This window comes from Nocardia sp. NPDC050718 (assembly GCF_040654235.1).
In the GTDB taxonomy this organism is placed as follows: Bacteria; Actinomycetota; Actinomycetes; order Mycobacteriales; family Mycobacteriaceae; genus Nocardia.
Window position 1 is genome coordinate 122049 of the sequence record NZ_JBFAHQ010000001.1, and the last position, 12416, is coordinate 134464.

Annotated in this window: 13 protein-coding genes; 9 read left to right on the forward strand and 4 right to left on the reverse strand. The window is 69.0% G+C overall.

All coding sequences use genetic code 11. From position 1 onward, the window contains the following. Positions 1-20 precede the first annotated feature (20 nt). From AB0H54_RS00580 to AB0H54_RS00610, 7 genes are all read left to right on the forward strand, one after another. Complete coding sequence (locus AB0H54_RS00580; RefSeq protein WP_355275386.1) at positions 21-497, forward strand: FHA domain-containing protein; 477 nt, start codon at positions 21-23, stop codon at positions 495-497. After that, on the forward strand, positions 494-1942 hold the full coding sequence (locus tag AB0H54_RS00585; protein ID WP_355275384.1) for a protein phosphatase 2C domain-containing protein: 1449 nt from the start codon (positions 494-496) through the stop codon (positions 1940-1942). The genes AB0H54_RS00580 and AB0H54_RS00585 overlap by 4 nt, the downstream gene beginning before the upstream one ends. Continuing rightward, entirely contained in the window at positions 1942-3414 is a 1473-nt protein-coding gene (locus tag AB0H54_RS00590; protein WP_357341840.1) for an FtsW/RodA/SpoVE family cell cycle protein, read from the forward strand. The genes AB0H54_RS00585 and AB0H54_RS00590 overlap by 1 nt, the downstream gene beginning before the upstream one ends. Next, positions 3411-4877, forward strand: a complete 1467-nt coding sequence (locus AB0H54_RS00595) for a penicillin-binding protein 2 (RefSeq protein ID WP_357341842.1) — start codon at positions 3411-3413, stop codon at positions 4875-4877. The genes AB0H54_RS00590 and AB0H54_RS00595 overlap by 4 nt, the downstream gene beginning before the upstream one ends. 37 nt (positions 4878-4914) lie before the next feature. Beyond that, the gene (locus tag AB0H54_RS00600; RefSeq protein WP_357341844.1) at positions 4915-6453 is read left to right on the forward strand and encodes a protein kinase; all 1539 of its coding nucleotides are present in this window, start codon (positions 4915-4917) and stop codon (positions 6451-6453) included. After that, positions 6450-8354, forward strand: coding sequence for a Stk1 family PASTA domain-containing Ser/Thr kinase (gene pknB, locus AB0H54_RS00605; protein WP_357341846.1), 1905 nt, complete (start codon positions 6450-6452; stop codon positions 8352-8354). The genes AB0H54_RS00600 and pknB overlap by 4 nt, the downstream gene beginning before the upstream one ends. 107 nt (positions 8355-8461) lie before the next feature. Then, positions 8462-8881 (forward strand): CBS domain-containing protein, encoded by a 420-nt coding sequence (locus tag AB0H54_RS00610; protein ID WP_218715980.1) that lies wholly within the window; start codon positions 8462-8464, stop codon positions 8879-8881. 3 nt (positions 8882-8884) lie between these two features. Here the strand turns inward: AB0H54_RS00610 and AB0H54_RS00615 are convergent, their stop codons facing one another. From AB0H54_RS00615 to AB0H54_RS00625, 3 genes are all read right to left on the reverse strand, one after another. Then, positions 8885-9352, reverse strand: a complete 468-nt coding sequence (locus AB0H54_RS00615; RefSeq protein ID WP_357341849.1) for a deaminase — start codon at positions 9350-9352, stop codon at positions 8885-8887. A 144-nt stretch (positions 9353-9496) separates the two neighbouring features. After that, positions 9497-10204 (reverse strand): dihydrofolate reductase family protein, encoded by a 708-nt coding sequence (locus tag AB0H54_RS00620; RefSeq protein WP_357341850.1) that lies wholly within the window; start codon positions 10202-10204, stop codon positions 9497-9499. Between the two features lie 4 nt (positions 10205-10208). Further along, a complete protein-coding gene (locus AB0H54_RS00625; protein WP_357341852.1) occupies positions 10209-10871 on the reverse strand; it encodes an aminodeoxychorismate/anthranilate synthase component II in 663 nt (220 codons plus the stop codon). A 93-nt stretch (positions 10872-10964) separates the two neighbouring features. Between AB0H54_RS00625 and crgA the strand changes: the two genes are divergently transcribed. Together crgA and AB0H54_RS00635 are read left to right on the forward strand one after the other, a co-directional pair. After that, complete coding sequence (crgA, locus tag AB0H54_RS00630) at positions 10965-11228, forward strand: cell division protein CrgA (protein WP_218715976.1); 264 nt, start codon at positions 10965-10967, stop codon at positions 11226-11228. 103 nt (positions 11229-11331) lie between these two features. Next, a complete protein-coding gene (locus AB0H54_RS00635; RefSeq protein ID WP_357344126.1) occupies positions 11332-11778 on the forward strand; it encodes a PH domain-containing protein in 447 nt (148 codons plus the stop codon). A 75-nt stretch (positions 11779-11853) separates the two neighbouring features. Here the strand turns inward: AB0H54_RS00635 and AB0H54_RS00640 are convergent, their stop codons facing one another. Beyond that, a complete protein-coding gene (locus AB0H54_RS00640) occupies positions 11854-12381 on the reverse strand; it encodes a peptidylprolyl isomerase (RefSeq protein ID WP_357341854.1) in 528 nt (175 codons plus the stop codon). Positions 12382-12416: the final 35 nt, after the last annotated feature.

Below are 12416 nucleotides of genomic sequence, written 5' to 3' on the forward strand. Positions count from 1 at the left end.
CGAACAGGAGGTGGAACGCCGTGCAGGGATTGATCCTGCAATTGACCCGCGCGGGGTTCCTGCTGCTGCTCTGGTTGTTCGTCTGGGCCGTTCTGCGGACCTTGCGCAGCGATATCTACGCGGCATCCGGCATCCGGATTCAGCCGAGACCCGCACGCGGTGCGCGCGGGTCCATCGGGCTGCCTTCCTTCAGCCGAGGCCAGAAGGGCGCCAAGTATCTAGTGGTGACTCATGGTTCACTCGCCGGCACTCGAATCACGCTCGGCACGCAGCCGGTCCTCATCGGCCGTGCCGACGATTCGACGCTGGTACTCACCGACGACTACGCCTCGACCAGGCACGCGCGACTCTCTCAGCGTGGTGACGACTGGTACGTGGAGGACCTCGGCTCCACCAACGGCACTTATCTCGACCGCGCGAAAGTCACCACCGCCGTCCGTGTTCCGCTCGGTACTCCTGTCCGGGTCGGCAAAACTGTGATCGAGCTGCGATCGTGACACTTGTTCTGCGCTACACAGCGCGAAGCGACCGCGGACTCGTCCGGGGCAACAACGAGGATTCGGTCTACGCGGGCGCACGCCTGCTGGCCCTCGCCGACGGCATGGGTGGCCACGCCGCCGGTGAAGTCGCCTCCCAGTTGATGATCGCCGCGCTGGCGCATCTAGACGACGACGAGCCGGGCCAGGACATCCTCGGCAAGCTCGATCGCGCAACGCGTTCCGGCAACGCGGCCATCGCCGACCACGTCGAGGCCGAACCCGAACTCGACGGCATGGGCACCACGCTCACCGCCATCCTGTTCGCGGGCGGCAAGCTCGGCATGGTGCACATCGGCGACTCGCGCGCGTACCTGTTGCGCGAGGGGGAACTCGCCCAGATCACCCGCGACGACACGTTCGTGCAGTCGCTGGTCGACGAGGGCCGGATCACCGCCGAGCAGGCGCACACCCACCCGCAGCGTTCGCTGATCATGCGCGCCCTCACCGGCAACGAGATCGAGCCGACGCTGATCATGCGCGAAGCCCGCGCCGGTGACCGGTATCTGCTGTGCTCCGACGGACTTTCGGACGTGGTGAGCGACGAGACCATCGGCAACACCATGCGCGAGGGCAATACCGACGAGTGCGCCGACCGGCTCATCGAATTGGCGTTGCGCAGTGGTGGTCCCGACAACGTCACCGTCGTCGTGGCCGACGTGATCGATCTCGACTACGGCCAGAGCCACCCGATCGTCGCGGGCGCCGCCTCCACCGAGGAGGAGGAAGACACCCCGCCGCCGAACACCGCCGCGGGCCGGGCCGCCGCGATGCGCCCGCCGCGCGCCCAGCCGCGCCGGGCCGCCGCCGCGCCCCCGCCGCCGGAGCCGAAGTCGCACAAGCTGCGCTGGCTGCTGCTCTCGCTGGCGCTGATCGCCGCGGTCGCCGTCGGACTCGTGGTCGGCTACAAGATGATTCGCAGCAACTACTACGTGGGCGCCGACAACGATCAGGTGGTCGTGATGCGCGGCCTGCCCGGGTCGATCCTCGGCTACTCGATCCACGATGTGGAGCTCACCGGCTGCGTCAACAGCAAGGGCGAGCTGACGCTGGTCGAGGTCGGCGAGTCCGCGCCGGCCGGCTGCAAGAAGCTGATGGTCAGCGATCTCAAGCAGACCGGCCGCGATCAGGTCCAGAAGGGCCTGCCGCCGGATTCGCTGGACAAGGCGCGCGACAGCATGAAGCTGCTGCAGAAGGAACTGCTGCCGCCCTGCCCGAAGAAGGAATCGGTGCCCCAGCCCGGCGTGCTGCCCACCGAGCAGCCGCCGGTGACCCCCGGTGGCGCGCCGACGCCCGGCCCCGATCAGCCCGCGGCGCCGACCACCACCACGCCTGCCCCGACCACCACGACCGTGCCCCCGACAACTCCGCAGATCTCAGGGGAGAACTGCCGGGTGACGGACTGATGTCCGCTCCGGCACCGCCGTCGGCTGGGGCTTTCCCCAGCCCCCCTGGCGGATTCGCGCCAGCACCACCCCCGTCGACGCGACGCAACCAGGAGTTGCTGCTGCTGGCGGGGGCGGCGGGGATCACGACGGTGTCGTTGTTCATCGTCGAGGCGAGCCAGGAACAGTCGATCACCTGGGACATCGCCAAGTACGGACTGGCCTTTCTCGCGCTGTTCGGCATCGCGCATCTGGCCGTGCGGCGGTTCGCGCCGTTCGCCGACCCACTGCTGCTACCGATCGTGGCGCTGCTCAACGGTTTGGGGCTGGTGCTGATCCACCGGCTCGACCTCGCGGACGCGCAGAAGGCCGCGTACGACTCGAGCCCCATTCCCTCCCCCGATGCCAACCAGCAGATCATGTGGACCGGCCTGGGCATCGTGGTGTTCATCACCCTGCTCATCGTCTTGCGGGACTACCGCACGCTCGCGCGCTACACCTACACCCTAGGCCTGGTCGGCCTGCTCGCGCTGGCGATTCCGGCACTGCTGCCCAGCCGGTTCTCCGAAGTCAACGGCGCCAAGATCTGGATCCGGCTGCCCGGATTCAGCGTGCAGCCGGGCGAATTCGCGAAGATCCTGCTGATCGTGTTCTTCGCCGGCGTCCTGGTGGCCAAGCGCGATCTGTTCACCGCGGCGGGCAAGCACTTCCTCGGCATGGAGTTCCCGCGCCCGCGCGATATGGGCCCGGTCCTGATCGTCTGGATCGTCTGCATCGGCGTGCTCGTCCTGGAGAAGGACCTGGGCACTTCGCTGCTCATCTTCGGCACCGTGCTGGTGATGATCTACATCGCCACCGAGCGGGTGGGCTGGCTGATCATCGGCGGCGGCCTGCTCGTGCTCGGCTTCGTCTTCGCCTACCAGCTCTTCGGGCACGTGCGGGTGCGCGTCGACACCTGGCTGCACCCGTTCGACGACTACCACAACACCGGCTACCAGATCTCGCAGTCACTGTTCGGTTTCGCGACCGGCGGGCTGGCCGGCACCGGGCTCGGCAGCGGCCGCCCCAACCAGGTGCCCTTCGCCAAGACCGACTTCATCGTCACCACGATCGGTGAGGAGCTCGGCCTGATCGGGCTCACCGCGGTGCTGATGCTGTTCCTGATCTTCATCGTGCGCGGGCTGCGGACCGCGCTGGCCGTGCGCGACAGCTTCGGCAAGCTGCTCGCGGCCGGGCTCTCGTTCACGATCGCGATCCAGATCTTCGTCGTCGTCGGCGGTGTCACCAAGCTGATCCCGCTGACCGGTCTGACCACGCCGTTCATCTCCTACGGCGGTTCGTCGCTGCTGGCGAACTACGCGTTGCTCGGGCTGCTGATCAAGATCTCCGATGCCGCCCGCGCGCCCGCACCGGTGCGCAAGCGCGGCCCGGCGCCGATCGCCGAGGCGCCGACCGAGATGTTCCGCAGGTCGGAAGGCAGGGCGAGCGAATGAACACTCCACTACGTCGCGTCGCCGTCGCCGTGATGGTGATGGTGGTCGCGCTGCTCGTGAACGCCACCTACCTCCAGGTGGTCAAGGCCGACGATCTGCGCAGCGATCCGCGCAACTCGCGCGTGCTGCTCGACGAGTACTCGCGCCAGCGCGGGCAGATCTCCGCGGGCGGCACCGTGCTCGCGAGCTCGGTCGCCACCGACGACCGGTACAAGTACCTGCGCCAGTACCCGAGCACCCCGCCCGCGTACGCGCCGGTCACCGGCTTCTACTCGATGCAGTACGGCAAGACCGGACTCGAACTGGCCGAGGACCCGCTGCTGTCGGGCAACGACTCGAGCCTGTTCGGCCGCAGGCTCGTCGACATGTTCGCCGGGCGCGATCCGCGCGGCGGCAATGTGCTCACCACGCTCAACCCGATGATGCAGCAGGTCGCCTACGACCAGATGACCTCGAAGGGCTACACCGGCGCGGTGGTCGCGATCGAGCCGAGCACCGGCAAGATCCTCACGATGGTCTCGACCCCCAGCTACGACCCCAACGAGCTGTCGGGCCACGACGGCGCCGCGGGCCGGGCTGCGTGGGAGCAGCTCAGCACCGATCCGAGCCAGCCGATGCTCAATCGCGCCGTCTCGCAGACCTACCCGCCGGGCTCGACCTTCAAGACCATCGTCACCGCGGCCGCACTGTCCAACGGCGTCGCCGGTCCCGACGACCAGTTCACCGCGGCGCCCAACATCACCCTGCCCGGCACCAGCACCACGCTGGAGAACTACGGCGGCAGTACCTGTGGTGACGGGCCGACCGCGAGCCTCTACGACGCGTTCCGCCGCTCCTGCAACACCGCGTTCGTCGAGCTCGGCGTGAAGGTCGGCGCGAGCGCGCTCAAGGACGAGGCCGCCGCGTTCGGCATCGGCCCGCATCGCGGGGTGCCGATCCCGGTGGCGGAGTCGACCGTCGGCCCGATCCCGGACAACGCGGCGCTCGGGCAGTCCAGCATCGGTCAGCGTGATGTCGCGGTGACCCCGCTCGACATCGCGGTGGTCGCGGCGACGATCGCCAACGGCGGCACCAGGATGCAGCCGTACCTGGTCGATCAGACCCAGGCGCCGGACCTGTCGGAGCTCAGCAAGACCAAGCCCGTCTCGGTCGGACAAGCGGTGAGTCCCCAGGTAGCGTCGACCCTGACGAATCTGATGGTCGCCTCGGAGGCCAATACCGCGGGCGGTGGCCGGTCGCCGTACCAGATCGCGTCCAAGACCGGAACGGCCGAACACGGCAGCAATCCCCGTAACACCCCGCCACACGCCTGGTATATGGCTTTCGCGCCCGCCCAGAACCCGAAGATCGCCATCGCGGTGATCGTCGAGAACGGCGGCGACCGGGCTCTCCAGGCCACCGGTGGCTCGGTGGCGGCACCGATCGCCAGGTCGGTGCTGGACGCGGGTCTGGCAGGGGGCTGAACGAAATGAGTGTGCGAGTGACAACACGGGGGCCCCGATGCTGAACAACGGCGCCATGATTGCCGACCGATACCGCCTGCAACGGCTCATCGCCACGGGCGGCATGGGTCAGGTGTGGGAAGCGATGGACACCCGGCTCGACCGCCGGGTGGCGGTCAAGGTCCTCAAGACCGAGTTCTCCGCCGACCCGACCTTCCGTCAGCGGTTCCGGACCGAGGCGCGCACCACGGCCCAGCTGAACCACCCGGGCATCGCCGGCATCTACGACTACGGCGAGACCACCGACCCCTCCGGTGGCGAGACCGCGTACCTGGTGATGGAGCTCGTGCAGGGCGAACCGCTCAACGCGGTGCTGAACCGGATGGGCAGGCTCTCGGTCGTCCAGGGCCTGGACATGCTCGAGCAGACCGGTCGCGCGCTCGAGGTGGCGCACGCCGCAGGCGTGGTGCACCGCGACGTGAAGCCGGGCAACATCCTGGTCACGCCCACCGGCCAGGTGAAGATCACCGACTTCGGCATCGCCAAGGCGGTCGACGCCTCGCCGGTGACCAAGACCGGCATGGTGATGGGCACCGCCCAGTACATCGCGCCCGAGCAGGCCGTCGGCGAGGACGCCACCGCGGCCAGCGACGTCTACTCGCTCGGCATCGTCGGCTACGAGGCCCTCGCCGGCGTGCGCCCGTTCACCGGTGACGGCGCCATCACCGTCGCGATGAAGCACGTCCGCGACGCGCCGCCGCCGATGCCCGCCGATCTGCCCGCGAACGTGCACGAGCTGATCGCCATCACGATGGCCAAGGACCCGACCCAGCGCTACAGCAGCGGTGGCGAGTTCGCCGATGCCGTCGCCGCGGTGCGCGCGGGACACATGCCGCCGCCGCCCGCCGGCGCCGCGCCCCCGATGACCGGCGCGACCAGGGTGCTGCCGCCCGGCCCGACCATGGTGATCCCGGCGGCCGCCGGCGCCGAGTACGACGGCGCGACCATGCGCTTCGGCAACCAGGCCCCGCAGCCGATCACCCCGGGTGGCGGCTACACCGGCCCGGCGACGCAGGCCGCCGCGCCCGCGGCGATCGCAGGCAGCAGCAATGCCAAGAACAACCAGAAGTGGCTGATCGCCCTGGGCGTCGGCGCGCTGCTGCTCGGCGGTGTCGTGCTCTGGGTGCTGTTCGGCGGTGAGCCGAATCGCGACTCCGGCACCACGACCACCACGACGCAGACGACCAAACCGCTGCCCCCGCCGGTGACCACCAAGTCGTTCCCGCCGCCGATCGTGCCGCCCACCGAGGCCCCGCCGACGACGACGGAGGCGCCGCGCCCGACGACCACCACCGAGGCGCCGACGACAACGACGGAGCCGCCGACCACCACGACGCAGCCGCCGACGACGACCACCAAGCCGCCGACGACGACCAAGACCACCAAGCCGACCACCACCACCACGCCGGCAGGCGGGACGACGACGGTCAACGGCAGGCCCCGCCTGCCCACGCTCGACCTGCCGTTCCCGGACGCCCCGAACGCCCTCGGCCCGAACATCACCGTCGACAACACTCCGCCACAAGGACAGCCATGACGACCCCGAAGAATCTCTCCTCGCGGTACGAGCTGGGCGAGATCATCGGGTTCGGCGGCATGTCGGAGGTGCACAAGGCTCGCGACGTGCGTCTCTCGCGTGACGTCGCGATCAAGGTGCTGCGGGCCGATCTGGCCCGCGATCCCACGTTCTACCTGCGGTTCAAGCGGGAAGCGCAGAACGCGGCCGCGCTGAATCACCCGGCCATCGTCGCGGTGTACGACACCGGCGAGGCCACCGTCGACGGCGGCCCGCTGCCCTACATCGTCATGGAGTACGTCGAGGGCGACACCCTGCGCGACATCGTCCGCGGCAAGGGTCCGCTGGCGCCGCGCAAGGCGATGGAAGTCGTGGCCGACGTGTGCGCCGCGCTCGATTTCAGCCACAAGGCCGGCATCGTGCACCGCGACATGAAGCCCGCCAACATCATGATCAACCGCGCGGGCGCGGTGAAGGTGATGGACTTCGGCATCGCGCGCGCGATCGCCGACAGCTCCAACCCGATGACCCAGACCGCCGCGGTGATCGGCACCGCGCAGTACCTCTCGCCGGAGCAGGCGCGCGGCGAGACCGTCGACGCCCGCTCGGACGTGTACTCGGTCGGCTGCGTGCTGTTCGAGATCCTCACCGGGCAGCCGCCGTTCACCGGTGACTCACCGGTCGCCGTCGCGTACCAGCACGTCAAGGAGGATCCGCCGCTGCCGTCGTCGGTGAATCCCGGCGTGCCGCGCGAACTCGACTCGGTGATCCTCAAGGCGATGGCCAAGAACCCGGCCAACCGGTACCAGACGGCCGCGGAGATGCGCGCCGACCTGATCCGGGTGCTCGGCGGGCAGAAGCCGAGCGCGCCGATGGTGATGAACGACGAAGATCGCACCACCATCATGGATTACGAGGACGAGCCCGCCCCGCGGTCGTTCCGTGACCGCCGCGACGACACCTCCGAGCAGGCCGCGATCGCGCCGCCCGCCGAGGGCCGCAACCGCACCGGACTGATCGCGCTCGGCGTCGCCGCCGCGCTCGCGGTGGCCTTCGGATTGTTCTGGGTGCTGGTCGGACCGGGCAGCAAGGCCGACCAGGTGGCTGTCCCCGATGTGTCGGGTCAGTCGTCGCAGCAGGCCCAGACCGCGTTGCAGCAGGCCGGGTTCCACGTCGCCACCCAGCAGAAGGCGGACGGCAAGGTCGCCGTCGGCAATGTCATCGCGACCCAGCCGCTCGGCGGTTCGCGGATCGACGAGGGCAGCACCGTCACCATGCAGGTGTCGACCGGACCCACCCAGGTGCAGGTGCCGCGGCTGTCCGGGCTGACCCAGGCCGAGGCCGAGCAGAAGCTGAACTCGATCGGGCTGACCCTGAGCCCGAACCCGCCGCGCAAGGCGTCGAGCACCGCCGAGACCGACAAGGTGATCGCGCAGGAACCGAGCGCGGGCGTCCGGGTCGACATCGATCAGCCGATCGTGATCACCATCGGCTCGGGTCCCGAGCAGGTCCGGGTGCCGACGGTGGTCGGCCAGGACATCTCGATCGCCCAGCCGAACCTGGTCGACAGCGCCGGGTTCAAGGTCGAGATCCAGGAAGTGAAGTCGAGCGCGCCGAAGGGACAGGTGCTCTCCACCAACCCGACCGGCGGCAGCAACGCCGAGAAGGGCTCGACCATCACCGTGCAGGTCTCGGCCGGTGACCGGATCGAGGTTCCCGATCTGACCGGGCTCACCCCGACGCAGGCGCAGGAAAAGCTGCGCGCGCTCGGCTGGACCGGTCAGCTCAGCCAGACCACGGTGATCACGCTGGACAGCAGTGCCTCCGGCAAGATCGTCGGCCAGAGTCCGGCCGCGGGTTCCTCGGTGACCATCACCGGCAACGTCGTGCTGCAGGTGGGTGCTTCGCCGCTACCGCGCTGAGATCGCGAGGTCTCGATTGCGTGGAGAACCCACCTGCCGCGACGCGGCGGGCGCAGAATGAGGCTGCTTCATCCCACCCAGCACCGCTGAACGAGGAGGTAGCCCCTATGACCACGGCCAGGGACATCATGAAGCCCGGCGCGCAGTGGATCACCCGCGGTGACACCGTGGCGACCGCGGCGACGGCGATGGCCGATCTCGGTGTCGGATCGCTCGTCGTCGCCGACGACGACGAGCGCATGTGCGGCATCATCACCGATCGCGACATCGTCGTGAAGTGCATCGCGCTCGGCCTGTCCCCCGAAACCACGACCGCGGCCGAGCTGTGCGAGTCGACCCCGCGGTGGGTCAGCGCGGACGCCGACGTGGAGGACGTGCTCGACCAGATGGAAGGCCATCGGGTCAAGCGGATGCCGGTGATCGACAACAAGCGGCTGGTCGGCATGATCAGCGAGGCCGATCTGGCCCGGCACCTCGACGACAATCAGCTCGGCGAGTTCGTGACCGCCATCTACGGGCGGCCCTGAGCCTCAGCTCAGATCGAGATGGGAGTTCATCGACATGGCCTCGGCGGCCAGGTCGGTCAGCTCCAGCACCCGCACGCCGTGCCTGCGGAGTTTGTCCACACCCTCGCACGCGGCGACGAACAGGCTCGGCTCACGCCAGGCGATGACGACGGTCGGGATACCGGCGGCCAGGATGCGGTCGGTGCACGGCGGCCTGCTCGCGGTGGCGCGGGTCGAGCACGGTTCGAGCGTGCTGTAGATCGTCGCCCTGGTCAGTCGCGGGTCGTCCGGGTCGAGCTTGTTCAGCGCCGACTCCTCGGCGTGCACCTTCTCGTCGGTCTCCCTGGAGTAGCCGGTCGAGATCTCCACACCGTCGGCGACGATCACCGCGCCCACCGAATAGGCCGTCGGGCTGGGTGGGCAGTTCCTGGCGAGTTCGATCGCCCTGTGCATGAATCGGTGGTCGGTGCTCTCGGCACTGCCTGCGGTCATCGGATTCCCCTGCCGGTCGGGAGTTATCCACAACTGTCGCACGATGTGGATTCGGTCATGTTCAGGTGTGCAGCGATTCGCCGGACAAGCTGTGGACAGCGGAATTTCCCCAGGTCGCAAACATGATTTCGACCACAGGGCCGGTTAGCGGAGCAGCGCGCCGCCGGGGCTGACCAGGTACTTCAGCACAGCGACATCCCCAAGTTGTTCCACACCCGCCAGCCGGAGCCGTCGCTGTGCACCGCCGGGGAACTGGGCCGGGCCGACGAAGCGCGGGGCGGCCGGGTCGCCGACCAGGATCGGCGCGATCGCGAGCCGGATCTCGTCGGCCAGATCGGCCGCGAGGAAGCCGGTGTGCATCCCGGTGCCGCCCTCGACCATCAACCGGCCGATCCCGCGCGCGCCCAGGTCGTCGAGGAGGGCGGCCAGCGCGAGTTCCCGGCCGAGCGCGACGACATCGGCCAGCCCGGCGAGCCGGTCGCCGAGGCGGGCCGCGCCGGTGTCGGTGGTGTAGACGAGCTTGTCGCCGCCGGTGTGCCAGAACCGCAGCTCCGGATCGAGCTCGCCGGACGCGGTGACGGTGATCTTCACCGGGTATTCGGGTTTGCCGGCCGTCACCCGGTCGGCTCGGCGCACCGCGCTGTTGACCAGCAGCCGGGGGTTGTCGGTCCGCAGCGTCCGCGCGCCGATCAGGATCGCGTCGGATTCGGCGCGGATCTGGTCGACCCGGTCGAAGTCGGCGCTGTTGGACAGCAGCAGCCGCTGCGCGCTCGCGTCGTCGATGTAGCCGTCCAGGCTCGCGGCCACCGACAGCAGCACGTACGGCCGCGCGGTGTCACTCTCCTGTGCCATCGCGTTATGAGATCGCCAGCGCGGCGACTTCCGCTTCGAGCGCCGACACCAAGGCCTCGGCGGGGCGCTGCCCGCATACCTCGAGCCAGTTGGCCAGCATCCGGTGGCCGCCCTGGGTGAGCACCGACTCGGGGTGGAACTGCACGCCGTGGATGGGCAGGGTGCGGTGGCGCATGGCCATCACGATGCCGCTCTCGGTGTGCCCGACGACCTCCAGCTCCGCCGGCATGGTCTCCGGGAGCACGGTCAGCGAGTGGTACCTGGTGGCGGTGAACGGGTCGGGCAGCCCGGCCAGCACGCCCGCGCCGATGTGGAAGACCTCGCTGGTCTTGCCGTGCAGCAGCTCGGGCGCGCGGTCGACCGTTCCGCCGAACGCCTCGCCGATCGCCTGGTGCCCGAGACACACGCCGAGCAACGGCATCCGGTGCTTCGCGGCCGCGTGGACCAGCGGAATGCTGGCGCCGGCGCGGTCGGGGCTGCCGGGGCCGGGGCTGACGAGCACGCCGTCGAAGGTGCCGCCCGCGTCGCCGCGGGTGAGCAGGGTGTCCAGGTCGGCCAGGCGCTGGTCGTCGTTGCGCCAGACCACGGCCTCGGCACCAAGCTGGCCGAGGTACTGCACCAGGTTGAACACGAAGCTGTCGTAGTTGTCGACGACCAATACACGCATGCGTCGAGGGTACGTGGCGACCCCGTAGGTCGTCGCATCCATTACCTGGTGGGATAGCCTAGGAGTTACCTGTATCCCGAATTCGAGGACGTCATGCCCAAGTCCAAGGTCCGTAAGAAGGCCGACTACACCCCGAGCCCTGCCAGCCGCACCCCGGTGAAGGTCAAGGCGGGCCCGTCGCCGGCTTGGTACGTCGCGATCATGCTTGGCTTCATGCTGGCCGGGCTCGTGTGGCTGCTGGTGTACTACCTGGCCGCCGAGCACATCGGCTGGATGAACGATCTCAACGCCTGGAACTTCCTGATCGGGTTCGGCCTGATGGTCATCGGCCTGATCATGACCATGCGATGGCGCTGACCGAGCGCGGCGCACCGGATTACACCGGTGTTATTCATGCACACCTGTGGATGAAGCTGTGGACAACTCGAGGAGCAACGGGGGACGAAGCCGCGTGAACGCTGTGGATTCCGCCGGCAGCACGTCGTGGACAACTCCCACCGCCGGTCTGCTCGCCGTGTCCGGCGGCGGCCTGATTCTGGTCGTCGCCGCGGTGCTGGCCAAGGACGGACCGAGCAGGCTGCTCGTCGGCTTGGCCGCGGTCGCGGTCCTGGCCATGGCGGCGCTCGGTGTCCGGCAGCGCCCCCGGCTGACCATGGTCGGCGGTCCGGCGCCACGCCTGATAGTCGGCACGCTGACCGGCCCCAAGACCTACCCGCTGGACCGGATCGATCGGATCCGGATGGTCTCCTACCGGCGTCTCGGCCGGAAATCGGCGATGCTCGAGATCGACGTCCAGCACGAGGGCTCGGAGCGGCTGCTGATCTTCGGCCGCTGGGACCTGGGCACCAATCCCCACGACGTCTACGACGCCCTCGTCGTCAACGGCTTCGCCTCGGTCAGCGACTGACCGCGACGTTTCACGTGAAGCAACGAACTCCCCGTCGCGCTCCGGCGCGGCGGGGAGTTCTGTTGTGCACAGCTGTCAGGCGATGGTCACCGAGGAGATGACGACCGGCTCGGCCGGGCGATCGTTGCGATCGGTCTTCACCGACGCGATCGCGTCGACGACCTTGCGCGAATCGGGATCGACCACCTCGCCGAAGATCGTGTGCTTGCGATTGAGATGCGGCTGCGCGCCGACCGTGATGAAGAACTGCGAACCATTGGTCGCAGGCCCCCCGTTGGCCATCGCCAGCAGATACCCGCGGGTGAAGCGCAACTCGGGATGGAACTCGTCACCGAACTCGTAGCCGGGCCCACCGCGACCGGTGCCGGTCGGATCGCCACCCTGGATCATGAACCCCGGGATCACCCGGTGGAAGATCGCGCCGTCGTAGAACGGGCCCGCGTCCGTGCCACCGGCGTTCTCGGTGGTGTAGGGCGCGCTGCCGTCGGCGAGACCGACGAAGTTGCGCACCGTCTTGGGCGCGTGGTTGCCGAAGAGCGCGATCTTGATATCGCCGTGGTTGGTGTGCAGAGTCGCCACGGCCGTCTGGTTGGGTGAGGTCACGGCAGTTATGGTGCCACGGGGGCGGCGGGAAGCCG

Coding starts and splice junctions, on each gene's coding strand:
- AB0H54_RS00615 (WP_357341849.1), bottom strand. CDS start 9,352: ATGACCGCAGGCAGTGCCGAGAGCACCGACCACCGATTCATGCACAGG.
- AB0H54_RS00620 (WP_357341850.1), bottom strand. CDS start 10,204: ATGGCACAGGAGAGTGACACCGCGCGGCCGTACGTGCTGCTGTCGGTG.
- crgA (WP_218715976.1), top strand. CDS start 10,965: ATGCCCAAGTCCAAGGTCCGTAAGAAGGCCGACTACACCCCGAGCCCT.
- pknB (WP_357341846.1), top strand. CDS start 6,450: ATGACGACCCCGAAGAATCTCTCCTCGCGGTACGAGCTGGGCGAGATC.
- AB0H54_RS00595 (WP_357341842.1), top strand. CDS start 3,411: ATGAACACTCCACTACGTCGCGTCGCCGTCGCCGTGATGGTGATGGTG.
- AB0H54_RS00610 (WP_218715980.1), top strand. CDS start 8,462: ATGACCACGGCCAGGGACATCATGAAGCCCGGCGCGCAGTGGATCACC.
- AB0H54_RS00600 (WP_357341844.1), top strand. CDS start 4,915: ATGCTGAACAACGGCGCCATGATTGCCGACCGATACCGCCTGCAACGG.
- AB0H54_RS00590 (WP_357341840.1), top strand. CDS start 1,942: ATGTCCGCTCCGGCACCGCCGTCGGCTGGGGCTTTCCCCAGCCCCCCT.
- AB0H54_RS00625 (WP_357341852.1), bottom strand. CDS start 10,871: ATGCGTGTATTGGTCGTCGACAACTACGACAGCTTCGTGTTCAACCTG.